This is a genomic window from Denitraticella aggregata, assembly GCF_048158365.1.
Taxonomy (GTDB): domain Bacteria; phylum Pseudomonadota; class Gammaproteobacteria; order Burkholderiales; family Rhodocyclaceae; genus Azoarcus_F.
Genome location: NZ_JBLLNL010000004.1, coordinates 116,990 through 140,119, shown reverse-complemented (window position 1 = coordinate 140,119; position 23,130 = coordinate 116,990). Strand labels below are relative to the sequence as shown.

26 protein-coding genes are annotated in these 23,130 nt (G+C 66.5%); 21 read left to right on the top strand and 5 right to left on the bottom strand.

The window, feature by feature from the left end; all coding sequences use genetic code 11:
- Window positions 1-15: 15 nt before the first annotated feature.
- Window positions 16-945, bottom strand: coding sequence for a CobD/CbiB family protein (locus ACKVEX_RS07190; RefSeq protein ID WP_473215022.1), 930 nt, complete (start codon window positions 943-945; stop codon window positions 16-18).
- Between the two features lie 118 nt (window positions 946-1,063).
- The gene (locus ACKVEX_RS07185) at window positions 1,064-1,693 is read right to left on the bottom strand and encodes a CoA pyrophosphatase (RefSeq protein WP_473215021.1); all 630 of its coding nucleotides are present in this window, start codon (window positions 1,691-1,693) and stop codon (window positions 1,064-1,066) included.
- A gap of 192 nt (window positions 1,694-1,885) precedes the next feature.
- On the opposite strand from ACKVEX_RS07185, the gene ACKVEX_RS07180 reads away from it, so the two are divergent.
- The 8 genes from ACKVEX_RS07180 (at window position 1,886) to ACKVEX_RS07145 (ending at window position 8,184) form a co-directional block, all read left to right on the top strand.
- Window positions 1,886-2,707, top strand: coding sequence for a flagellin domain-containing protein (locus ACKVEX_RS07180; RefSeq protein ID WP_473215020.1), 822 nt, complete (start codon window positions 1,886-1,888; stop codon window positions 2,705-2,707).
- 79 nt (window positions 2,708-2,786) lie between these two features.
- Window positions 2,787-3,167, top strand: a complete 381-nt coding sequence (locus tag ACKVEX_RS07175; protein ID WP_473215019.1) for a flagellar protein FlaG — start codon at window positions 2,787-2,789, stop codon at window positions 3,165-3,167.
- 10 nt (window positions 3,168-3,177) lie between these two features.
- Window positions 3,178-4,584, top strand: coding sequence for a flagellar filament capping protein FliD (gene fliD, locus ACKVEX_RS07170; RefSeq protein ID WP_473215018.1), 1,407 nt, complete (start codon window positions 3,178-3,180; stop codon window positions 4,582-4,584).
- A gap of 13 nt (window positions 4,585-4,597) precedes the next feature.
- Window positions 4,598-5,008, top strand: coding sequence for a flagellar export chaperone FliS (gene fliS, locus ACKVEX_RS07165; RefSeq protein WP_473215017.1), 411 nt, complete (start codon window positions 4,598-4,600; stop codon window positions 5,006-5,008).
- A gap of 26 nt (window positions 5,009-5,034) precedes the next feature.
- Complete coding sequence (locus ACKVEX_RS07160) at window positions 5,035-5,391, top strand: flagellar protein FliT (RefSeq protein WP_473215016.1); 357 nt, start codon at window positions 5,035-5,037, stop codon at window positions 5,389-5,391.
- Window positions 5,392-5,435: 44 nt separating this feature from the next.
- On the top strand, window positions 5,436-6,866 hold the full coding sequence (gene fliK / locus ACKVEX_RS07155) for a flagellar hook-length control protein FliK (RefSeq protein ID WP_473215015.1): 1,431 nt from the start codon (window positions 5,436-5,438) through the stop codon (window positions 6,864-6,866).
- Entirely contained in the window at window positions 6,859-7,209 is a 351-nt protein-coding gene (locus ACKVEX_RS07150; RefSeq protein WP_473215014.1) for an EscU/YscU/HrcU family type III secretion system export apparatus switch protein, read from the top strand. Before fliK ends, ACKVEX_RS07150 begins: the two co-directional genes overlap by 8 nt.
- A 195-nt stretch (window positions 7,210-7,404) precedes the next feature.
- Window positions 7,405-8,184, top strand: a complete 780-nt coding sequence (locus ACKVEX_RS07145) for a flagellar brake protein (protein WP_473215013.1) — start codon at window positions 7,405-7,407, stop codon at window positions 8,182-8,184.
- A gap of 58 nt (window positions 8,185-8,242) precedes the next feature.
- On the opposite strand, the gene fliE is transcribed toward ACKVEX_RS07145, so the two are convergent.
- From fliE to ACKVEX_RS07130, 3 genes are all read right to left on the bottom strand, one after another.
- Window positions 8,243-8,566, bottom strand: a complete 324-nt coding sequence (fliE, locus tag ACKVEX_RS07140) for a flagellar hook-basal body complex protein FliE (RefSeq protein ID WP_473215012.1) — start codon at window positions 8,564-8,566, stop codon at window positions 8,243-8,245.
- A gap of 174 nt (window positions 8,567-8,740) precedes the next feature.
- Window positions 8,741-10,177: a sigma-54-dependent transcriptional regulator gene (locus tag ACKVEX_RS07135; RefSeq protein ID WP_473215011.1), complete on the bottom strand. Its 1,437-nt coding sequence runs from the start codon at window positions 10,175-10,177 to the stop codon at window positions 8,741-8,743.
- On the bottom strand, window positions 10,174-11,334 hold the full coding sequence (locus ACKVEX_RS07130) for a sensor histidine kinase (RefSeq protein ID WP_473215120.1): 1,161 nt from the start codon (window positions 11,332-11,334) through the stop codon (window positions 10,174-10,176). The genes ACKVEX_RS07135 and ACKVEX_RS07130 overlap by 4 nt, the downstream gene beginning before the upstream one ends.
- Window positions 11,335-11,506: 172 nt before the next feature.
- Between ACKVEX_RS07130 and fliF the strand changes: the two genes are divergently transcribed.
- The 13 genes from fliF (at window position 11,507) to fliR (ending at window position 23,090) form a co-directional block, all read left to right on the top strand.
- On the top strand, window positions 11,507-13,183 hold the full coding sequence (gene fliF / locus ACKVEX_RS07125) for a flagellar basal-body MS-ring/collar protein FliF (protein WP_473215010.1): 1,677 nt from the start codon (window positions 11,507-11,509) through the stop codon (window positions 13,181-13,183).
- Window positions 13,180-14,181 carry a flagellar motor switch protein FliG gene (gene fliG, locus ACKVEX_RS07120; protein WP_473215009.1) on the top strand — a complete coding sequence of 334 codons (1,002 nt, stop codon included), beginning with the start codon at window positions 13,180-13,182 and terminating at the stop codon, window positions 14,179-14,181. The genes fliF and fliG overlap by 4 nt, the downstream gene beginning before the upstream one ends.
- A 24-nt stretch (window positions 14,182-14,205) precedes the next feature.
- Window positions 14,206-14,928, top strand: coding sequence for a flagellar assembly protein FliH (locus ACKVEX_RS07115; RefSeq protein WP_473215008.1), 723 nt, complete (start codon window positions 14,206-14,208; stop codon window positions 14,926-14,928).
- A 14-nt stretch (window positions 14,929-14,942) separates the two neighbouring features.
- Entirely contained in the window at window positions 14,943-16,340 is a 1,398-nt protein-coding gene (fliI, locus tag ACKVEX_RS07110) for a flagellar protein export ATPase FliI (RefSeq protein ID WP_473215119.1), read from the top strand.
- Window positions 16,341-16,440: 100 nt separating this feature from the next.
- Window positions 16,441-16,896: a flagellar export protein FliJ gene (gene fliJ, locus ACKVEX_RS07105; RefSeq protein ID WP_473215007.1), complete on the top strand. Its 456-nt coding sequence runs from the start codon at window positions 16,441-16,443 to the stop codon at window positions 16,894-16,896.
- A 144-nt stretch (window positions 16,897-17,040) separates the two neighbouring features.
- Window positions 17,041-18,516, top strand: coding sequence for a flagellar hook-length control protein FliK (locus ACKVEX_RS07100; protein WP_473215006.1), 1,476 nt, complete (start codon window positions 17,041-17,043; stop codon window positions 18,514-18,516).
- 96 nt (window positions 18,517-18,612) lie between these two features.
- Complete coding sequence (locus ACKVEX_RS07095) at window positions 18,613-19,155, top strand: flagellar basal body-associated FliL family protein (protein ID WP_473215005.1); 543 nt, start codon at window positions 18,613-18,615, stop codon at window positions 19,153-19,155.
- Window positions 19,156-19,167: 12 nt separating this feature from the next.
- The gene (gene fliM, locus ACKVEX_RS07090; RefSeq protein ID WP_473215004.1) at window positions 19,168-20,172 is read left to right on the top strand and encodes a flagellar motor switch protein FliM; all 1,005 of its coding nucleotides are present in this window, start codon (window positions 19,168-19,170) and stop codon (window positions 20,170-20,172) included.
- Window positions 20,165-20,629 (top strand): flagellar motor switch protein FliN, encoded by a 465-nt coding sequence (gene fliN, locus ACKVEX_RS07085; protein WP_473215003.1) that lies wholly within the window; start codon window positions 20,165-20,167, stop codon window positions 20,627-20,629. Before fliM ends, fliN begins: the two co-directional genes overlap by 8 nt.
- 197 nt (window positions 20,630-20,826) lie before the next feature.
- Entirely contained in the window at window positions 20,827-21,264 is a 438-nt protein-coding gene (gene fliO, locus ACKVEX_RS07080; protein WP_473215002.1) for a flagellar biosynthetic protein FliO, read from the top strand.
- Between the two features lie 4 nt (window positions 21,265-21,268).
- Complete coding sequence (gene fliP / locus ACKVEX_RS07075) at window positions 21,269-22,009, top strand: flagellar type III secretion system pore protein FliP (RefSeq protein ID WP_473215001.1); 741 nt, start codon at window positions 21,269-21,271, stop codon at window positions 22,007-22,009.
- Window positions 22,010-22,025: 16 nt separating this feature from the next.
- Window positions 22,026-22,295, top strand: coding sequence for a flagellar biosynthesis protein FliQ (gene fliQ / locus ACKVEX_RS07070; protein ID WP_473215000.1), 270 nt, complete (start codon window positions 22,026-22,028; stop codon window positions 22,293-22,295).
- Window positions 22,296-22,310: 15 nt separating this feature from the next.
- Entirely contained in the window at window positions 22,311-23,090 is a 780-nt protein-coding gene (gene fliR, locus ACKVEX_RS07065; protein WP_473214999.1) for a flagellar biosynthetic protein FliR, read from the top strand.
- The last annotated feature ends 40 nt before the right edge of the window (window positions 23,091-23,130 follow it).

Genomic DNA, 23,130 nt, shown 5'->3' with positions numbered 1-23,130 from the left:
TCCCTCCTCAAAGGATTAACGCCCGACCCAGCTGGCGATGCTCAGCAGAGCCAGTAACAACAGAACAAGCACCAGCACCCGCCAGATAAGCTTGGCGGCCGCCTGCATGTGACCGACATCGGCCTTGTCGCCCATCCCCATTTCTGGACGATCGACAACGCCACCGGACACGTGGATCGGCAAACCCAATCGCACGCCCAGTGCACCCGCACCGGAGGCGATGAGTATACCCGATGCGTTGTCCGCCCATAGCATGGATTGCGCGCGCCAGCAGTAGATCGCGTCCTCGAAATTGCCGATCACCGAAAACGCCAGCGCGGTCAGCCGCGCCGGCACCCAGTCGATCGCAACGAAGGCCCGGTGCGCGAACGCACCAAAGCCGGTCTGCGACGCGTCGGCGCCCGGCCGGCTCCCGGCCTCCGCGAGGTGCTGTGCCACCCGATACAGCACGGCGCCCATCGGACCGGGCAGCAGCACGAACCACACGATCGGCCCGAACACCGCCCGGTGCGACACGACCAGTCCGCGCTCGATCGACAGGCGCGCGACTTCGCTGGCACTCGCGCCCGAATGGTCGCTGCCGCACCATCCGCCCAACACGTTCCGCGCACGCTCGGTGTCGCTGGTGCTCAAGGCGAGCACGATGTCGGCAAAGAAGCGGCTCTGATTGCGGTGCGCGAGCACCAGATACAGCACGCCCACGTTGAACGCGAGCGCGAAGAGCGGATGGATCCAGCCCAGAACCAGCCAGGCCAGCCATGCCGCCACGCCGAGCCCGCCCGCCAGCAGCCACCATGCCGTACGTCCTGCGCCTTCGCCGCCCTCGTCGTACCGTCGGGACACTTTTTCGGACAGGCGTTCCAGCGGGCCGGTCACCCAGCGGCCCGCAGCGAGCGGGCGGAACTGCTCGATCAGCAACGCGCAGATCAGCGAAAACAAGGTCATGGCATCGGAAAGCGGAAGGCGCCGTCACCCGCGGCGCAACGGGCGACACCATAGCATCCTGCAGGACGGGCGCAAACCCGACGCCACCCGGCATTGAATGCGTGTGTCCGAATGCCGATCAGACCCGGCCGAGAAAGCGCGCCAGCGTCACCAGCATGCCTGCGGTCGCGCCCCAGATGTAATGACCCTGCCACGGCATCGCGTAGTACTCGCGCATACGACCCTTGTACTCCATGCGGTGGCGCTTGTGATTGGCCGGATCGAGCAGGAACGCCAGCGGCACCTCGAAGGCCTCGGCCACCTCGAAGCTGTCGAGCTTCAGCTCGAAGGGCGGATGCACCAGGCCGACCACCGGCGTCACCCTGAACCCGGTCCCGGTGAAATACTCCGGCAGCTCGCCGAGCAGCTCCACCCGGTCCGGATTCAGCCCGATCTCCTCCTCGGTCTCGCGCAGCGCCGTCATCACCGGCGTGATGTCGTGCGCCTCCACCCGTCCCCCCGGAAAGCTGATCTGGCCCGGATGGTGGTGCAGGTGGTCGGTGCGCTTGGTCAGCAACACGGTCACGGAGGCAGCGCGCGCAACCAGCGGCACCAGCACCGCCGCGGGCCGATACTGCGGATCGGCGGCGCTGCCGTCCTCGACCACCGGCGCCGTCGCGGTGCCATGCAGAAAGCGCTCGCGCAACGCGTCGGCGTCGAAGCTGAGCAGGCTGGATGCGGCATCGGTTGACAGGGATTCGGAAGACATCGACGCGGGCGAAATCGGCAGGGGCTTGCGGGACCTCGATGATACTGGCTAAACGACCGCGAAAATCCGCTAAAGATTCCGCGAAGCCGACCGTAAATGCTTCCAACGGCAAGCAGATCGCGCAGCACCTCAGAACACCAACAGGTCGTGCGGCCGGGCAGGCTTCTAATTCGATATTCAAGGAGATCGACCATGTCGCAAGTCATCAACACCAACGTCGCGTCCCTGAACGCGCAACGCAACCTCAACACCTCGCAGAGTTTGCTGAACACCTCGCTGCAACGCCTGTCCTCCGGCCTGCGCATCAACAGCGCCAAGGACGACGCCGCCGGTCTCGCGATCTCCGAGCGTTTCACGACCCAGATCCGCGGCCTGAACCAGGCGGTGCGCAACGCCAACGACGGCATCTCGCTGGCCCAGACCGCCGAAGGCGCGCTCGTGGAGGTATCGAACAACCTGCAGCGGATTCGCGAACTCGCAGTGCAGTCCCGCAACGCGACCAACAGCGTATCCGACCGCGAGGCACTCGATGCGGAAGTTCAGCAACGGGTCGCCGAAATCGACCGCATCGCGTCCCAGACGCAGTTCAACGGACTGAATCTTCTCGATGGCAGCTTCGTTGCGCAGGCCTTCCAGGTCGGCGCAAATGTGGGACAAACGATCGAGATCGCCGAGATCGCAGACGCCAGTACAGGTGGTTTGTCGCTTGCTGGAATCAACGTGCTGGACCCCACAGCCGCCGATGACGTGTTGACCCGCGTCGATGTGGCGCTGAGCAACGTGAATGGCTCGCGCGCCGATCTCGGTGCGTTGCAGAATCGCTTCGAATCGGTCATCGCCAACCTGCAGACGACCTCGGAGAACCTGTCCGCATCGCGCAGCCGCATCATGGACACCGACTTCGCCGCCGAGACCGCAAACCTGACCCGTGCGCAGATCCTGCAGCAGGCCGGCGTCGCGATGCTGGCCCAGGCGAACGCGCTGCCGCAGAACGTGCTGACGCTGCTGCGCTGAGCGATAATCCGTCGTATGCTGTCGCGCGGCGCGGGACCGAAGCGGTTCCCGCGCCGGCGCATCATGAGGAAAATGCATCATGAGCATTCCGTCCACCACGTCGTCCCTGGTGTCCGCGGCCGGCGCCGCGCTGCGCGGCAGCGACGGCCCGGCAGCGCGCCCGGCGCCGGCTCGGGCCGGAGACGCAGCGTCTGTGTCGCGCGCAGCGGCCCCCGCTGGCTCACCGCCCGCCGCATCCCAGGCCGACATCCGCCAGGCGGTCGACGAGGTTCGCAATGCGATCAGTCCGGTGGCGCAGAACTTGCTTTTCTCCATCGATGAAGACACCAACAAGACGGTGATCAAGATCATCGACAGCAGCACCGACGAGGTGATCAGGCAGATCCCGTCGGAGGAGTTCCTCGCGATGTCCAGGGCGCTGGACAAACTGCAGGGGCTGCTGATCAGGCAGGAAGCATAAGGAGAGCAACATGGCGCTCAGCGCACCCGGCATCGGTTCCGGACTGGACATCAACGGCCTGGTAGGGCAGTTGATGACGCTGGAACGACGCCCGCTGACCGCGCTCGCGCAGCGCGAGGCGAGTGTGCAGGGGCGCATTTCGGCCTTCGGTCAGCTGACCAGCCTGATCGCGTCGCTGCAGTCCGCTGCCGGCGGCCTCGGCAATGCGGCAAGGTTTGCCGCCACCCGCGCGACGGTGGCCGCCGACGCCGGCTTCACCGCGACCTCGACCAGCGGCGCCGTCGCGGGTAGTTTTTCGGTCGAAATCAGGCAGCTCGCCCAGGCACAGCGGGTCGCGATCGACGTCGCGGCCTTCGCCAAGGACGCCGACGACCCGTCCCGGATCGCGGCCGGCGCGCTCGACCTGCGCTTCGGCGACCTCGGCGATCTCGCCGACGGGAATCCGGCCACCACGCGAACGCTGGCATTCGCCGGCGGGTCGGTGAAAGACTTGCGCGATGCGATCAACGACGCCGGACTGGGCGTGCGTGCGAGCGTGATCAACGACGGCAGCGCGCAACGGCTGGTCGTGTCCGGCAGCGAGACCGGCGCGGCGCAGGCCTTCGAATTGTCCGGCCTGGGCCTCGCGTTCGATCCGAACGCGCCGGGCGCCCCGGGCGACGCGGTCTTCGCCACGCAGACGGCCCGGGACGCGATCGCGACGATCGACGGGCTCACCATCTCCCGCAGCACCAACACCTTCGACGACGTCATCGACGGCGTGACGCTGACGCTGACCCGGGCCCAGGAAGGCGTCACCGCCGCTCTCACCATCGCCGACGACCGGACCGGCGCACGGGCGGCGATCGACGTCTTCGTAGAGGCCTACAACGACGCGATCACCGGCATCCGCAACCTCACCGCATTCAACGCGGAGACCCGTCAGGCCGCCGCGCTGACCGGAGACTCGACTGCGCGTAACCTGCAGAGCCAGTTGCGCAACGTCGTCGGCGGGGCCTTCGGCGGGACGGGCGGCACCGCGCGGCTGGCCGACATCGGCATCACCTTCCAGGTGGACGGCCAGCTGGTCGTCGATGGCGAAAAGCTCGGCACCGCCCTGTCCGATCCGGAACGCAACGTGGCCGCATTCTTCACCGGGGTCGAAGGGCAGCAGGGTTTTGCCGACAGGGTCTCGGCCGCGCTCGGAAACTTCATCGGCAGCAATGGCCTGCTGACCGGTCGCAGCGATGGCCTGAAAGCCTCGATCCGGCAGATCGAGGCCCAGCGGGACGCATTGAACCGGCGCCTGGAGGGCATCGAAGAGCGCTTCCGCCGCCAGTTCAACGCGCTCGATACGATGATTGCGAGCATGACCCAGACGAGCACGTTTCTGAGCCAGCAACTGTCCAACCTGCAGGGCCTGACCCGGCAGAACTGAGGAGCATGATCATATGTTCGGCTCGTATTCCAGCAACCGCGCAGCTGCGTACTCCAAGGTCGGTGTCGAGACCGGCGTCAGTGCCGCAGACCCGCACAGGCTCATCCTGATGCTGTTCGACGGTGCGATCCTGGCCGTCGCAGCCGCCTCGACCGCGATGGCGCAGAAAGACATCGCCGCGAAGGGCCAGGCGGCGTCGAAAGCCATCGAGATCATCACCAACGGCCTGAAGGCCAGTCTCGACGTCAATGCCGGTGGCGAACTGGCCGAGCGCCTGGCGGCGCTGTACGACTACATGGGCGAACGCCTGCTGTATGCCAACCTGCACGACAATGCGGCCGCGTTCGACGAAGTGTCGTCGCTGCTGCAAGGCTTGCGGGAAGCCTGGCAGGGCATCGCGCCGGCGACGAAGAAATCCGCCTGATCCTGCCGACCACGCGCAGAACCGACATGAAACCCGCCAGATCCCTCGTCCCCTTCGAGCATTTGCACGCGCTGTCGCACGCGATGGTGCAGGCCGCGCGCGAAAACGACTGGGATGCGCTGGCCGCGTACGAGCGCGATCTGGCCGCGGCACGCGATCGCCTGATCGCAGCGCAGGTCGGCGGTGATATGCCCGAGCCGACCGAGCCCGCCGCGCTCGCGCGAAAGGCCGAACTTCTGCGCGACATGCTCGCGCACGACTCCGAAATCCGCCAGCTGGTCGAACCCTGGATGGACAGCACCCGCAAGTTGCTCGCAGGCGGCGCGCGCGGGCGCGCGGCGGCGCGCGTACGTGCCGCTTACGGCGGGCACGGTCCGAGGTAGCGACGCGGATCCGGCCCGCCGGCCGGATGCCCGAAGCCACGATCATGATCCCCGCCGATCTCGCCGCCCGCCTCAGGATGTTGACGGAAGCGAGCTTCTTCGATTCCGAACCCCCGGTCCAGGGCACGGCGAAGGTTCGCGAGATCCAGGCGCGGCTGCCGCAACTGCTCCCCGGCCAGCAATTCACCGCGACCATACAGCGCCCCCTGCCGGACGGCACCTTCCAGGCGGTCGTCGCCGGGCGTGAATACACGCTGGCATTGAATCATGCGGCCAAGGCCGGCGATTCGCTGGAGCTGGTGGTCACGCAGAACACACCGCGGGCCGTGTTCGCGCAGCTCGCGAATACGGCCCCGACCGGCGCCGGCACCGAAGTCGCGGGCCGACCGGCGCTGAGTCCGACCGGACAACTGATCAGCTTCCTGCTCACCGGTCAGCCCACACCACAGCCGCTCGAACTGGCCGCTGGACGACCGCTCCTGTCGGCGCCGCCGACAGTCGGTCCGGCAAACGCTGCGCCCGGACGGTCGGCGCAAAGCGCGGGCGCAAGTGCGTCGCCCGCCCTGCAGGCAGTGCCGACAGCCCCTTCCACCGCTGCCGCAACACCCGGCCCCGCCGCCACACTCAACCCGGGCGCTACCGCGACCCCCACCCCTGGCCCTGCCGGTGCATCGGGCCCCGCCAGTCCGACGCTCGCCGCGGCAGCCGCTGCTGCGACGACTCCGTCCGCCGCCGCGCTGGCCCCGCTGCTGAAGCAGGCGCTCGGGCAGAGCGGCCTCTTCTACGAATCCCATCAGCTGCGCTGGCTTTCCGGGCGTATGGACACGACGATGCTGATGCGCGAACCGCAGAACCAGTTTGCACAGCCGCGCGCGGGCACGCTGCCCTCGGGATCCGGTCAGGCCGAGACAGCCCGCGGCGCCCCGCGCCCCGCGGGCGGACCCGCATCGGCGCCGGCGGCCGGACTGCAGTCCGGCATCGCGCGGATGGGGTCGACCCAGGCGGCGATCACCGGTATCAACGAGGCGACCGAAGCAGACGGGCGCAGCGCGCGCCTGTCGGAAGCACTGCGCGACGCGACCCGGATTCAACAGCCGACCATTCCGGAGCGACTGACCCCGCTGGTGCATCAGCAACTCGATTCGATGGCCACACAGCACTACCTGCTGTACGTCCAGGCCTGGCCCGGTCAGCGCTTCGAATGGGAGATCGAGGATCCTGCGCAGGAAGGCCGCCGGGAAGGCGACGAAACGCCCGACGAATGGAACACCACGCTCAGACTGACGATGCCGCGGCTGGGCAGCGTCGAGGCGCGCATCCACCTGACCGCGGCCGGGGTGGCCCTGCGCCTTGCCGCGCAGGACGCCGCGAGTGCCTCCGCACTCGAGTCGGCCCGGGCACAGCTCGAGTCGGCCCTCGCCGCAGCCGGTGTCGCCCTGACAGGCTTCATCGTGGAGCGCGCCGGCCATGAATGAGCTGCCCGAGCACGGTTCGCGCGACGAAGCGGTCGCGCTCACCTACACCGCCGGCGATGCCGCGCCGCGCGTGGTCGCGAAGGGGCGCGGCCTGATTGCACGCGAGATCATCGAACGGGCCCGCGATGCCGGCGTATTCGTGCATGAGTCGCCGGAACTGGTGGGGCTGCTGATGCAGGTCGATCTGGACGAGCGCATTCCGCCCGCGCTGTATGTGGCGGTGGCCGAACTGCTCGCCTGGCTCTACAGCGTGGAACAGGGCAACAAGGCGGAGCATGTCCTCACCGCGGCGGAAGGCATGCAAGGTCTGCGAGGCGCTGCGCCGGACCGCGAGCCGGGGTGAGCTGTAAGCTTAAAGCTTTAAGCTTACAGCTGTAAGCTTTAAGCTGTGAGCCGTGCAGAAGGGACGGGGCGGAGTCATGTCCGGCTTTACGGGCTAGAATGTGGGTCGTTCAGCCTTGTCCGCGCAGCAGGTGCCATCTTGGTCAGGCGCGTGTTGATGCCCATGAACCGGTCCGATAATTCGATACGCTGAGACATGACCGACATCCCATCAGGCGCATCTGGCGATTCGCTGCTCGACCCCGAGTCGTTCGCGAGCTACCAGATCCGCAACCCTCGCGAGATCCAGCATCTGATTCAGTCCTTGCAGGAAAAGCGGGTGTTGCTGAACGCCTACGTCGATGGCGGACCGCTGTCGTTCATCACCGCAGTGCTCGGAATCGAACCCGACAACGGCCGGATCACGCTCGACGCCAGTCCCGACGCAAGGACCAACGAGCGTGCGGCGCTCGGCGACAGACTGACATGCACCGGCCGACTCAACGGCGTGCGCATCCAGTTCAGCGCAGTCAATCCCGAACGCATTCCACTGGACGGCCTCGAAGCCATTCGCTGCACGATGCCCGACATGATGCTTCGGCTGCAGCGGCGCGAGTCCTATCGCCAGCCCGTGCCGATGTCCAGCCCGGTGACCTGCAGCATCCGGATCCAGCACGCAGACGGATCGGCTGAATCGATCGATGTCCGCGTGCTCGACATCAGCAACGACGGCATCGGCATCATCGCATCCTCGCAACTGACGATCTTCGAAGCAGGCAGGGTATTCGAAAATTGCGTGCTGAACATTCCGGACGCCGGCACCACCGACGTGGTGCTGAAACTGCGCAACGTGTACCGCATCCACAACCGTCTCGGCGCAGAGAGCCTGCGCGCAGGCTGCCAGTTCATCGACCTGCCCAACCGCATCGTCACGCAGATCCAGCGCTACATCTTCAAGATCGACCGCGAACGACGGATGCTGGAGACCAACCGCTGAAACGAATCGAGCCCGCATTAGCGGGCTCGATTCGTCAGCTTGCGCCGATCCTCCCGGGTCAGACCGGCATGTTCATGATGTCCTGATAAGCCGACACCAGGCGGTTGCGCACCTGCACCATCTGCTGAAAGGACAAGCTGGCCTTTTCGATATTGACCATAACGTCCTGCAGATTGGCATTGGGATCACCAGCGCTGAAGTCCCGCGCCATCGCTCTGGCCTCGCTCTGCGCAGCGCTGACGTCCTTCAGGGCGGTCTGCAGCACCTGCGCAAAATCGACACCCCCGGCTTCGGCCGCTGCCTGCGCGGCCGGCTTTCCGGGTGCGACCTGCGCGCTTGCGCGCAATTCGCCGATCATCTGTTCTATTCCGCGGTTGTCCATGACCTCGACCCCTGGGGCGCTGCCGTTGATGTATTCAGTTTAGCAGAGCAATCCGCATGCCAAAAGTTCAAGTTCCGGACCGCGGCATGCCGGCCCGCCCGACCCCGCGACGACGGCGACGCGATCCGGCCGATCCGGCGCCCGCGCCGCATCGATGCTGCCGCGGCCACCGGCTCAGACCTCGTGCCCTTCCTCGCGGTATTGCTGCAGTTTGTAGCGCAGCGTGCGCTCGGAGATGCCGAGGCGCTCGACCGCACGCTTGCGTGAACCACCAACCGAACGCAGGGTCTCCAGGATGTGCTCGCGCTCCAGATCCTTCATGTTGGCCGGTCGTCCGGCATCGGGTTCGGACGCGGTCGGTAGCTGGCCGGCAAATCCTGCCGATTTGCCGGAAAAGGGCTGGACGCGGGCCGGACCCGCCGGCATGGAGGCAAGCGTCGCCGCACCCGCCGCACCCGCTACAGTCGCCGTCGCGCCACCGGCCGATTCCGGCATGCACGGCGACAGGCTCGCGAGCGTGATCGTGTCGCCCGCAGCGAGGATCAGCGCCCGCTGCATCGTGTTCTCGAGTTCGCGCACATTGCCCGGCCAGCCATGCGAGAACATTAGCGCTTCGGCGCCACTGTCCAGGCGCGCATTGCGCTTCAGGCGCGCGCCGTGGTGCGCCAGAAAATGTCGCGCGAGCGGCAGGATGTCGCCGGGTCTGTCGCGCAACGCCGGGATCTCTAGCGGAAACACATTGAGGCGGTAATAGAGATCCTCGCGAAACCGTCCTGCAGCAACCTCGGCGACCATGTCGCGATTGCTGGTGGCGAGCACCCGGATATCGAGCGCGACCGCTTTCCTGCCACCCACCCGCTCGACTTCGCGCTCCTGCAGCACGCGAAGCAGCTTGGACTGCAGACCGAGCGGCATCTCCGAGATCTCGTCGAGCAGGATGGTGCCGCCCTGCGCCTGCTCGAACTTGCCCGCCTGCGACGTCTGGGCACCGGTGAACGAGCCCTTCTCGTATCCGAACAGCGTCGCCTCGAGCAGATTCTCGGGAATGGCCGCGCAATTGATCGCGACGAAGGGATTGCGACTACGCGGAGAATGCAGGTGGATGTAGCGGGCAAAGACCTCCTTGCCGGTGCCCGACTCACCGGTGAGCAGCACGGTCGCGTCGGTCTCGGCGACATGCGCCGCCATCGCGAGCAGGTTGCGGGTACGGACGTCCTCGGCGATCGCGTCGTCGCCGGACTGGGGTACCACCGCATAGCGGCGCACATGGGACAGCAGGCTCTCGGGCTCGAACGGCTTCATCAGAAAGTCGCAGGCCCCGCCGCGCATCGCAGCGACCGCCTTCTCGACATCGCCATAGGCGGTCATCAACAGCACCGGCATCTGCGGCAGGCGTGCCCGGATTTCGCCGAGCAGTTGCAGGCCATCCATCGGCTGCATGCGCAGGTCGGTGATCACCAGGTTGAACGCCTGTCGCACCAGCACGTCGAGCGCCGACGTGCCACCATCGACGCCGACGACATCGTGCCCGGCGAGTTCCAGCGTCATGCACACCGCGTCGCGCAGGGCCGCGTCGTCCTCCACCACCAGAATGGCGATTCTGTCGTTCATGTCTGCGTTCCGTCCGCGCTGATGTCGGCACTGCCGGGTTCCATCTGTATCGGCAAGCTTAGCGTAAAGGTCGAGCCCTTGCCCGCAATGGACGCCAGCACGATGTCACCGCCATGCCCGCGCGCGACGCCGCGCGCAATCGCGAGCCCGAGGCCGGTACCCTCGGCCCGGGTGGTGAAGAAGGGTTCGAAGAGGCGGGCCTGCATGCCCGGATCGATGCCCCGACCACTGTCCGACACCCTGAAGTTCACCCGCTCCGCATCCCGAGTGACCTCGATCGTCACCCGGCCATCGGCCTCGGTGGCCAGGATCGCATTGTCGATCAGATTGGAGATCGCACCGCCGAGCGCCTTGCGGTCACCGAGCAGCGCGAGCTCGCCGCAATCGCAGCGCGCATCGAACGCAATGCGGCGCGCGCGGGCCAGCGGCTCCAACGTGTGCACGATCTCGTTCACCAGCGCGCACACGTCGAACCGCTGTCGCCCCAGGCTGTCTCCGCGCGCGAACAGCAACATGTCGCGGATCAGGCGCTCCAGATAGCGCAGCCGCTCGATCGCGCGATCGGCGACCTTGTTGCGGTCGGCCGGGGCCATCTCGACCTGCCGCAGGTTGGCCGTGTAGAGCAATGCGGCCGACAAGGGGGTGCGCAGCTGGTGCGCGAGACCGGCGACCATCTCCCCCATCGCGGCAAGCCGCTCGTGGCGCTCGGCCTGAAGACGCATGCGGTGGGTGTCGGTGATGTCGTGCAGCAGCACGATCGACTCCTCGCCCGACTCCAGCGCCGCCTCGGACAGCGACAGGCGGCGCGAAACCGCGCCATCGCCGAGCACGAGTTCGCCCGGTGTCTCGGTGACGCCGAAGCGCCGCGACACATCGGCCCAGTGCGCGCCCTCCAGCTCCGCGCCCAGCAGCTCGCGCGCGGCCCGGTTCAACTGCACCACGCGGCCGACGCGATCCAGCACTACGACCCCGGCCGGCAGCGCGCCCATCAACACGTTGAGCCGCTCGGTCAGTTGCGAGACCTGGCCCTGCAGTGCGTTGTAGGCGGTCGACAACTCCTCGGACGCGCGCGAGAACAACTCGAACGCCTCGGCGAGCTGGGCCGCGTCGAGACGGGGCGGCCCGTCGGACACGTTTCCGGGCGTCACCGACGACAAAGGCGATTGTGATGGTGTGTTCACGACTGGCAGCTTAATTGCTCAGGCATCCATGGTAACCGGCAAACAGCTGGCAAAAACTGCCGCTTTTCGCAGTCCGCTACTTGCAGCGCCGGCGAGACAATGCCGTCATCCAAAATTGTGACGCACCAGGCAATCCGAGGAAATCGCCATGGCCACCGCCGACACCGCCGCAGCAGCACAGGCCGGGACCGCAACGCCGCAGATCCTGCAACGACTGAACGAACTGGACCAGCGCCAGAAACTGTCCGCCGCGGCGGCGATCGCGCTCGCGCTCTCGCTGGTCATCGGCGCATGGCTGTGGAGCCGTACCCCAGATTACGCGGTGCTGTTCGCCAATCTGGACGAACGCGACGGCGGCGCGATCATCAACGCCCTGCAACAGCAGAACATTCCGTACCGTGTCTCGCCGGGCGGCACCGCGATCATGATCCCTTCTGGCCAGGTGCATGAGGTCCGCCTGCGCATGGCGGCGCAGGGGCTGCCCAAGGGTGGCCTGGTCGGTTTCGAGGTGATGGAGAACCAGCGCCTCGGCGTATCCCAGTTTCTGGAACAGGTGAACTTCCAGCGCGCGCTGGAGGGTGAACTGTCGCGTACCGTGCAGTCGATCTCCTCGGTCGCATCGGCCCGAGTACATCTGGCCCTGCCACGGCAAAGCGGGTTCCTGCGTGACGTGCAGCATCCGTCGGCATCCGTGATGGTGAACCTCTACCCTGGCCGGGCCATGGAGCCGGCGCAGGTCGCAGGCGTCGTGCATCTGATCTCGTCCAGCGTGCCACAGATGTCGGCCGACCGGGTCAGCGTGGTCGACCAGAACGGCAAACTGCTCACGCAGGGCCACGACCCGATGCGCAGCGCGGGCCTGGACGCGACGCAACTCGGTTTCGTGCGCGAAGTCGAGGAGACCTATGTACGGCGCATCGACACGCTGCTCGCACCGCTTGTCGGAGCGGGTAATTTTCGCGCGCAGGTGACCGCCGATCTGGATTTCAACCAGGTGGAGGAAACCGCCGAAACCTTCAAACCGAATCCGTCGCCCGACCAGGCGATTCGCAGCCAGCAGACCCAAGAGCAGCTGTCGCGCGATCCGGGCCCGATCGGCGTCCCGGGCGCATTGACGAATCAGCCACCGGTGCCGGCCACCGCACCGATCACCGAACCCGCCGTGCCGGGCACGCCCGGTGAAAACGGTCTGCCGCTGAACAGCAATCGCTCGGCCACGCTCAATTACGAACTCGACCGGACCATCCAGCACGTGCGCCAGGCACCCGGCCAGATCCGGCGACTGTCGGTCGGCGTGGTGGTGAACCATCGCACCGAGACACTGCCCAACGGACAGACCCGGACAGTCGCGCCGAGCGAAGCCGACATCGCGCGCATCACGAACCTGGTGCGCGAGGCGATGGGCTTCAACCCGGCACGCGGCGACACGCTGAACGTGTCCAGCGCGCCGTTCGCGCCCGGGGAGGAGGACGCCTTCCCCGAGCCCCCGATGTGGAAGGATCCGGCCATCATTGACCTCGCCAAGGAAGTGTTCAAGTATCTGCTTGTGGCGGCGGTGCTGGCCTTGGTGTTCTTCGGCGTGATCCGCCCGCTGATCAGGAGTGTGTCCGGCGCGATCGACCAGCAGGCCGAAAGGGAAGCCGCTGCGGTCGAGGCAGCCGGCGCAGGGGAAGGCGAGGACTTCACGGTCAGCTTGGGCGGCCGCGCGCAGGCGGGCTTCAACGAGCGGCTCGCCTGGGCGCGCAACCTGGCGAAGAACGATCCCAGGGTCGTCGCAAGTCTGATCAAGGAATGGATGGGCGGCAATGAAGAGGGCAGGAAATGAGCTCCGCTGAAGAGGGCGTGGAAAAAAGCGCCCTGCTTCTGATGACCCTGGGCGCCGACGAGGCGGCCGAGGTGCTCAAACACCTGGGTCCGCGCGAAGTCCAGAAACTCGGCATGGCCATGGCCGCGCTGTCGGCCCAGCCGCGGGACCGGGTCGAGCGGGTCATCGACGAACTCGAGGAACACTTCGACAAGGGCGCCCCGATCGAGGCCAACGAGGAGCACATCCGCGACATGCTGACCAAGGCGCTCGGCGACGACCGTGCCGGGCACATCATCGCGCGCATCATGCAGGGTTCGGACACCGCCGGCATCGAGAGCCTCAAATGGATGGATGCCGCGACGGCGGCGGACCTGATCCGCAGCGAGCACCCGCAGATCATCGCGACCATCCTGGTCCACCTGGAATTCGACCAGGCGGGCGAGATCCTGAAGCATTTCGGCGAACGGCTGCGCAACGACGTGATCCTGCGCATCGCGACGCTGGACGGCGTGCAGCCGATCGCGCTGAAGGAGCTGAACGAGGCACTGACCCGCATGCTGTCGGGTACGTCGTCGGTCAAAAAGGCGGCGATGGGCGGCGTGCGCCACGCGGCCGAGATCCTGAACTTCGTCGGAGCCCAGGCCGAGACCGCGGTGCTGGACAACGTGCGCGAATACGATCCGGAACTGGCTCAGAGGATTCTCGACGAGATGTTCGTGTTCGAGAACATCCTGGACATCGACGACCGCGGCATCCAGACGCTGCTGCGCGAGGTACAGTCGGACTCGCTGGTGGTCGCACTCAAGGGCGCCGCCCCGGAACTGCGCGAAAAGATCTTCAAGAACATGTCCCAGCGTGCGGCCGAGATGCTGCGCGAGGATTTGGAAGCGAAGGGTCCGGTGCGCCTGTCCGAAGTGGAGGCCGAACAGAAGGAGATCCTGAAGACGGTCCGACGACTGGCCGAAGAAGGCCAGATCATGCTGGGCGGCAAGGGAAGCGAGGATGCATTCATCTGACGTCGATCCGCGGCGGAGCGACGCATGACCGTCACCCGTCACCAGGCGGTCGGCGCCTACCAGCGCTGGCGTCCCGAGTCCTTCGACGAACGCACGGAGACGGACCCGGCCGTGCCGGGAGAACCTGCGGCGAAGGCGGACACCCCGCCCGTCGCCCCTGCCGCCGAGCCGCCACCGCATGCCGCAGCCGCCGAACCGATGTTCGCGCTTCCGACCGCCGAAGAGATCGAACGGATGTACGAACACGCCCACGACGAGGGCTACCAGGCCGGTTTCGACGAGGGCCGCAGCGCGGGCCTGGCCGACGGGCAGGCCGAGGTACGGCAGCAGGCGGACAGGCTGGCCGAACTGGTCAGGAACATGGATGCAGCGCTGGACCTGATCGACGGCGACATCGCGCAGGAAGTAGCGGCGCTCGCCGTGGCGATCGCCCGGCAGGTCGTCCGGCATACGCTGGCCGACCATCCGACCACGATCTCCGAAACCGTGCGCGAGGCGCTGCAGCAGTTGCCCCAGGGCAAGGCCCGCATCCGCATCCATCCGGACGACGCAGCGCTGGTGCGCGAATACCTCGAAGACCAGCTCGAGCAGGGTCATCACACGCTGGTCGAGGATGACGGTATCCACCGCGGCGGCTGCCGGCTCGAGTCGGCCGGCTGCGAGATCGACGCCACCGTCGAGACCCGCTGGCGGCGAGTGCTGCAGGGGATGGGACGCACCGACACCGACTGGGAGAACGAGGCGTGAACGATCACGCACGGATATGGCATAAATACCTGACCAACAGCGTCGCCCTGGCGAGCGCGGTGCAACCGTTCCAGATGTCCGGGCGCCTCACCCGGATCAACGGTCTGGTGATGGAGGCGGCCGGCATCAAGCTGCCGCTCGGCTCCGGCTGTCGCATCGCGACACTCGGCGGTGGCGAAGTCGAGGCGGAAGTGGTCGGGTTCAATGGCGACCGGCTCTACATGATGCCGACCGACGACGTGTTCGGCCTGTCGCCGGGCGCCCCGGTCTTCCCGATCGAACCCATGCCGGCCGCCCCGCGGCTGGGCGACGGCATCGAACCGCGGCGACGCACGTCCGATCGCGCCAAACATCTGCCGGTGGGCGAATCCCTGCTCGGTCGGGTGGTCGACGGCGCCGGCCGGCCGCTCGACGGTCTGGGACCGATCGAGGCCGAAACCAGCCGCTCGCTGCAGAGCCGGCCGATCAACCCGCTGGTGCGGGCACCGATCCGGCAGGTACTCGACGTGGGCATTCGCGCAATCAACGGATTGCTGACCATCGGTCGCGGGCAGCGCCTGGGCCTGTTCGCCGGATCGGGGGTCGGCAAGTCGGTGCTGATCGGCATGATGGCGCGTTACACCTCGGCCGACGTGATCGTGGTCGGCCTGATCGGCGAGCGGGGACGCGAGGTCAAGGAGTTCATCGAGGAGAACCTCGGCGACGCTGGGCGGGCCCGGTCGGTGGTGGTCGCCGCACCTGCGGACACCAGCCCGCTGATGCGTCTGCAGGGCGCCGCCTATGCAACGACGATCGCCGAGTACTTTCGCGATCAGGGCCGTCAGGTCCTGCTGATCATGGACTCGCTGACCCGCTACGCGATGGCGCAGCGCGAGATCGCGCTCGCGATCGGCGAGCCGCCGGTTACGCGCGGCTATCCGCCCAGCGTGTTCGCGCGCCTGCCCGCGCTGGTCGAGCGCGCGGGCAACGGCCGCGACGGCGGCGGGTCGATCACCGCGTTCTACACGGTGCTGGCCGAAGGCGACGACCAGCAGGATCCGATCGCCGATGCGGCCCGCGCGATCCTGGACGGTCACTTCGTGCTGTCGCGCACGCTCGCCGATCAGGGCCATTACCCTGCGATCGACATCGAACAGTCGATCTCACGCGCGATGCACAATCTGGTCAGTGCCGAGCACTTCGATGCCGTACGGCAGTTCAGGCAATTGTTTTCGCGCTACCAGCGCTCGCGCGACCTGATCGCGGTCGGCGCCTATCAACCAGGCTCGGATCCCCTCCTCGACCGGGCGGTGACGACCTACCCGGCGCTGGAGACCTATCTGCAACAGCGCATCGACGAGCGCGAGAACTTCCCGGATGCGGCCGGCAAGCTTTCGAAGCTGTTTGCCGACCTGCACTTGACCGCTGCATAATAGCGCCCAATCCTGGGAGTGCGACGCAAGCCTGTGCGGACAACCCTCGCGCGCGAAGCTTCGCATCCCAATGCAGCGGTATGGACAAGACCTCGGCCCCATGACCAGACCCTTCGTATTCAAGCCCCTGCTCGACCTCAGCAGGAATCGCCTCAATGACGCGACGCGTGACCTCGGCGAACTGATGGCCCGCGAGCAGGAGAGCGCGAAGAAGCTCGAATTGCTGCAACGCTATCGCGCCGAGTACGAGGAACGTTTTCGCGAAGCTTTGAACGACGGGATCGGCGTCGAGGCGATGCGTAACTATAGCGTGTTCATCGCGCGGATCGACGACGCGATAGACGTGCAGCGAACCCAGCTCGATCAGTCGCAGAAGAACACCAGCGCCGGCAGGCAGGCATGGATGCAGCAACGCAACAAGGTCAAGGCCTTCGACACGCTGCATGACCGCCACCGGGTGGCCGAGCACCGCCGGGAAGGCAAGGCCGAGCAATCACTGCTCGACGAGCATTCCGCGCGACGCCACCGCGAAACGCACGGGCACGGGGACACCTGAGCGTCCCAGGGACGACGGCTGCGGCGTGTCCTGGAACCCGACGGCGCCTGCCGCGCGAGACAGAGACGAGCCCATCACGGGAGTACGCTCGCTGGCACGGGGATTGCTGTTCATCCGCTGAAGACATCACCCGGAAGATCAGTCATGACCCATCCCGTTATGAATCGCGGATCCGGCGCAGCGGTGCACACCATACTGGCCGCGATCCAGCCGGCCTCGAGCAACCCCGCCGGAAGCCCCGGTTTCTCGCGAATATTCGAGCAAAGCGTTGGCAATCAGCAGCACAGCAGCGCCCCGCCCGGCCCGGACCGCAGCGCCCGCCCGGAGGCTGGACGCGGCGAGCCGGGTTCGACCGGCGATGCGCGTCGCCCCTCGGACCCGCCCGCCCGAACAGGCGCGGAACAAGCGGCTTCGCCGCAAAGCGGTTCACCGGAGGCGTCATCCGCTTCGGCCGCCCCCCACGCGTCCGGCACGAAGCGAAGCGACGCGACGCCGGCCGATGCGCAGGCAACACGAGACGGGGCGCCCGAGGTACCCGCGTCCGCCGCGCAACCGTCCGGGCAGCAGGACCTGGCGGCGGATGGCGATGCGCAGGCACCGCGAGACGAGCCACCCCAGCTACCCGCGTTCGCCGCGCAGCCGCCGACTGCCGAACTGCAGGATCCAGCCGCGGTACCCACGGCCGCAGATGACGGCGAGATCGATCCGGCAATCACGGCCGGCATTCCGGCAAACCTTGCCGCACTGACCGCCATCATTGCCGCGCTGGCCAAGGGCGCGAACAGCCAGGGTCTGCCAACCGATGTGACGACCACTGCGGACGACGGCAGCACCGACGGCATCGCCTGGAAGCCACCCGGCACCGTTCTCGCGACGCTGCTCAAGGGCGACGCGACGACGGGCGCCTCCCCCGACGGCGCGGACGACGGATCCGCGAAGGACGCCGTGGTCCGGCAATGGAAGACCGATTTCCTCCCCGGCGCCGGCGCCCCGGGTCGCAGCGTCGCGCAGGTCGCGACGACGCTGAGCGCTCAGACCGGTGCCCACGCCCAGTTACCCGGCGTGCCAGCCGCGGCACTTCAGGCGGTCGCGGCCGACGGACAGCCCGCTTCGGGCATCGCCCACACCGGCGTGATCCCGGGCCTGCGCGGCGAGCCTGCCAACATCCCGCAGCTGCAGATCCACACGCCCGCCGGCCAGCGCGCGTGGGCCGAGGATATCGGCAGCCGCATGGTGTGGCTGGTCGGCCGCGGCGAAAGTCGTGCCGAACTCGTGCTAACACCGCCGAGTCTGGGTAAACTCGGCATTTCGATACAGGTCAGTGGCGAACAGACGACTGCGCACTTCGTGACCTCGACCGCCGCTGCACGCGATGCACTCGAACAGGCCCTGCCCAGACTACGTGAATTGATGCAACAGGCAGGCATCAACCTCGGGCAGGCCGATGTCAGCACGTCGAGCGACCGGCAGGCGTCTGGCGACGAGGGCATGTCGTCGGCACGTCGCGCCTTCGGTTTGGCTCGTAACGCCGCCGGACAGGCCAATATCGCACTGCCGATGATGGGCACCGGTGACAACTGGCCGCGCGCCGGTGCGGGCGTGATCGACACGTTCGCATGATGAAGCAGCCGAATTGAGGGGGCTCTGCCTCATTATTCGCAGGTTCGCGCAGCGTGCCGGTGACGCATAATCACTCTGGGAATCCAGGAGAAATACATGGCGAAGGCCCCGGCCCCCGCGAAGACAGAACCTGCAGCGACAGCGCCCCTGAAGGGCAAGGGGAAGAAGCTCGTCATCGTCCTGCTCGTCGTCGTGCTGGTCATCGTGCTCATCGCAGGCGCGCTCGTGGTGCTGCTGCTGATGAAGCGCAGCGGGTCCGCGGACTCCGCCAGCGATGGCGCGGGTGCCGCTGTCGTCGCCGGCGTGGACCTGTCCAAACCGCCCGTCTTCCTCAGCCTCGACCCCTTCGTCGTGAACCTGTCGCCCGAGGAAGGTGACCGTTATCTGCAGGTGGTCATGGCGCTGCGGGTGCCGGACGCCAGAACCGGCGACAATCTGCGCAATTTCATGCCCGAGATCCGTCACCGCATCAATCTGTTGCTGTCCAGCAAGCTGCCGTCCGAAGTCGCGACGCTGCAGGGTCGCGAGGATCTCGCCGAACAGATCGCCAGCGAGATCAACCGCGTGCTCGGTGCGCCGCCGGGCGGGGCTGCCGGGCCGGTCCAGGCCGTGCTGTTCAACTCGTTCATCGTCCAGTAGGGGTCGCGCGCAATGTCTTCCGACTTTCTCTCCCAGGACGAAGTGGATGCCCTGCTCAAGGGCGTGTCCGGAGAGTCCGACGAGCCGGAGGAAATCGAGGACGAGAATGGTGTTCGTCCTTACAACCTGGCGACGCAGGAGCGCATCGTCCGCGGCCGCATGCCGACGATGGAACTGATCAACGAGCGCTTCGCGCGCTACCTGCGCATCGGGCTGTTCAACTACATGCATCGCAGCACCGGCGTTTCGATCGGGCCGATCAGGGTGCAGAAGTACGGGGAATTCGTCCGCAACCTGGTGGTGCCGACCAACCTCAACCTGATCCAGGTCAAACCGCTGCGCGGAACGGGGCTGGTCGTGTTCGACCCGAACCTCGTGTTCCTGGTGGTGGACAACATGTTCGGCGGAGACGGCCGCTTCCACTCGCGGGTCGAGGGGCGTGAGTTCACACCGACCGAGCAGCGCATCATCCAGGGCATGCTCGGCGTGGTCTTCACCGAATACGCTCGAGCCTGGGCGCCGGTGGTCAAGATCGAGCTCGAGTATGTGCGCTCCGAGATGAATTCGCAGTTCGCGAACATCGCCACCCCGTCCGAGGTCGTGGTGTCGACCGCATTCACGCTCGAGTTCGGTGGCTCGCAGGCGGACATGCACTTGTGCTTGCCGTATTCGATGCTCGAACCGATACGCGACCTGCTGTATTCGACGATGCAGAGCGACCACCTGACCCAGGACAATCGCTGGCTCAAGCTGCTGACCAGGCAGTTGCAGACCGCCCATGTCGAGATCGTGTGCAATCTGGGCACCGCCGACGTCACGCTGCGCGACATCGTGAACATGCGTGTCGGCGACGTGGTGCCGCTGGACGTGCCCGAATTGCTGAAGGGGGAGGTGGACGGCGTGCCGATCATGGAACTGCGCTGCGGCACCCGCGGCGGGCGCTATGCGGTCAGGGTCGAGCGATTCGTGTCGAACCAGGACGGCGATGTTCCGCCGAACGGAGATCAAAATGGCTGACGAAAACCAGATTACCGACGACGACTGGGCTGCCGCGATGATGGAGCAGGCCGCGGTCGAGAGCGGTGCGGCCGACGCGGAAGCCGAAAGGGTCGCCGCCGAACTCGCGGCCGCCGCCGAATCCCCCTATCAGGCCAAACCGGCGAGTCAGCTCTTTCCCGATTTCGGCGCATCCGCCGGCAAGGGTGGATCGCTCAACGATTTCGACATGATCCTGGACATCCCGGTGCAGATGACGGTCGAACTCGGGCGCACCAAGCTGTCGATCCGCAACCTGCTGCAGCTCGCGCACGGCTCGGTGGTCGAACTCGATGGGCTGGCCGGCGAGCCGATGGACGTGCTGGTCAATGGCACGCTGATCGCGCAGGGGGAAGTCGTCGTCGTGAACGAGAAGTTCGGCATCCGGCTCACCGACATCATCACGCCGGCCGAGCGCATGCGCAAGATTCGCGGCTAGCCCCTTACCGCTCCGCTCCTCCACTGCACCGATCCGAGGCGACGCCTTCGACAGCCGCCTGGCAGTGGCTGAGGCATCCCTTTCCGCAGCACCGTCACAAAGCCGCGAATAGTCCGGTTTTTGCCCGTTTAATCCGGTCGCGATCGCAGCGGGTCCGGGACTAAGCTTGCAGCATACGAAGCCCGTCCGGAACCGCCTTGAAAGCGCATTCGCTCCCCCTGCACGTCGCACTGCCCGGTCTGCTGTGCACAGCCGCGCTGCCCGTGCGCGCGTCGCAGGAGGTTCCCAGCCTCGCCGCGAGCTTCGGCCAGATGGTGTTCGGACTGGGCGTGGTCATCGGTCTGCTGCTGCTCAGCCTGTGGCTGATCAAGCGGCTGTCGCTGCCGCGCGGCCAGGCGGCCGGCCTGAAGGTGCTCGGCGGCGTGGCAGTCGGTTCGCGCGAGCGCGTCGTGATGGTCGAGGTCGGCGACAAGGTCCTGGTACTCGGCGTGACCGCGGCCAGCGTCAACACGCTGCACACGCTCCCAGCGGCCGAAGTGGTCCGCACATTGGCCCCGGTGCCAGGCGAGGTCCGCGAGGGGGAGTTCGCGCGCTGGCTCAGGCGTTCCGTCGATCGCCGCGACCAGGGCGCATGAACCAATGAACCGGTTCCGCCTGCTTTTGCCCCTGCTGATCGCGCTCGTGCCGATCACCGCATCGGCCCAGGGGCTTCCGGCCTTCACCAGCACGCCGACGACCGACGGCGGCACCAACTACAGCCTCAGCATCCAGACCCTGCTGCTGCTCACCGCGCTGTCCTTCCTGCCGGCGGTGATCCTGATGATGACGTCGTTCACGCGCATCATCATCGTGTTCGCGCTGCTGCGCTCGGCCATGGGCACCCAGACCTCGCCGCCCAACCAGGTGCTGCTCGGTCTCGCGCTGTTCCTGACCTTCTTCATCATGTCGCCGGTTGCCGAGCGGGTCTACACCGAGGCCTATCAGCCGATGTCGGTCGGCGACATCCAGTTCGACGAAGCCCTGGTCCGCGCATCCGATCCGGTCAAGACCTTCATGCTCAGACAGATCCGGGACGCAGACCTGGGCCTGTTCGCGCGCCTGTCCGGTACACCCCCGGTCGAGCAGGCCGAAGACCTGCCGATGCGCGTCGTGATCCCCGCCTTCGTCACGTCCGAACTGAAGACCGCCTTCCAGATCGGCTTCATCATCTTCATCCCGTTCCTGATCATCGACATGCTGGTCGCTTCGGTGCTGATGTCGATGGGGATGATGATGATGTCGCCGGTCATCGTCTCACTGCCGTTCAAGATCATGCTGTTCGTGCTGATCGACGGCTGGACCCTGCTGATCGGCTCACTGGTCCAGAGCTTCGCAGTCTGAAAACGGAGAACACATCATGACACCCGGCATGGTCATAGACATCGGACGTCAGGCGGTCGAAATCGCGTTGATGATGGCCACTCCGCTGTTCCTGGCAGCCCTGCTTACCGGCCTGTTGGTCAGCATTTTCCAGGCGGCCACGCAGATCAACGAGATGACGCTGTCCTTCGTGCCCAAGCTGGTCGCAATATTCATCGCGATGGTCGTCGCCGGACCGTGGATGCTCACGCTGATCACCGACTTCGCGACCCGGCTGATCGTGTCGATCCCGGACGTGATCGGCTGACGGAAGCTCACGCCGATGCTCGCCGTCAGCGCGGCCCAGCTCGATGCCTGGCTCGCGGCATTGATGTTCCCGCTGGCGCGGTTGCTCGGTCTGATGGCATCGGCACCGGTGCTGAGCAACCGCGCGATGCCGGCACGCATCCGGCTGGGCATCGGGCTGGCCGCAGCGATGGCGGTATTGCCGGCCCTGCCACCGATGCCGGCCATCCCGACCGACTCGTGGCTCGCGCTCGGGGTGCTGATGCATCAGGCCCTGATCGGCATCGCGATCGGGTTCATGATGCGGTTGTTCTTCGCCGCGATCGATCTGGCCGGCGAGATGATCGGCCTGCAGATGGGGCTCTCGTTCGCGGTGTTCTTCAGCCCGCAGACCGGGGGCCAGACTTCGGTCGTGGCCGAGTTCATGGGCCTGCTGACATTGCTGATCTTTCTCGCGCTGGACGGGCACCTGATGCTGATCGAGGTGCTCGTCCGGAGCTTCGAATGGCTGCCGGTCGGTGCGACGACCCAGGATGCCGGATGGCTGATCATCGTTCGTTACGCGTCGGTGATGTTCGCGTCCGGGGTGCTGCTCGCGCTGCCGATGATCGCGACGCTGCTGATCGCCAACATCGCGCTCGGCGTGCTCACCCGTGCCGCACCGCAGCTGAATCTGTTCGCGGTCGGTTTCCCGGTGACCTTGACGGTCGGGTTCGTGGTGTTGCTGGTCGGACTGAGCTTCTTCGCGCCGGTCGTACAACGCCTGTTCGAGATCGGATTCGATGCGATCGACCAAATGTTGCGCGCCTTGACTTGAAAGACGCGTAGCGGCTCTGATTAAAAACGCCAGGTTCGGC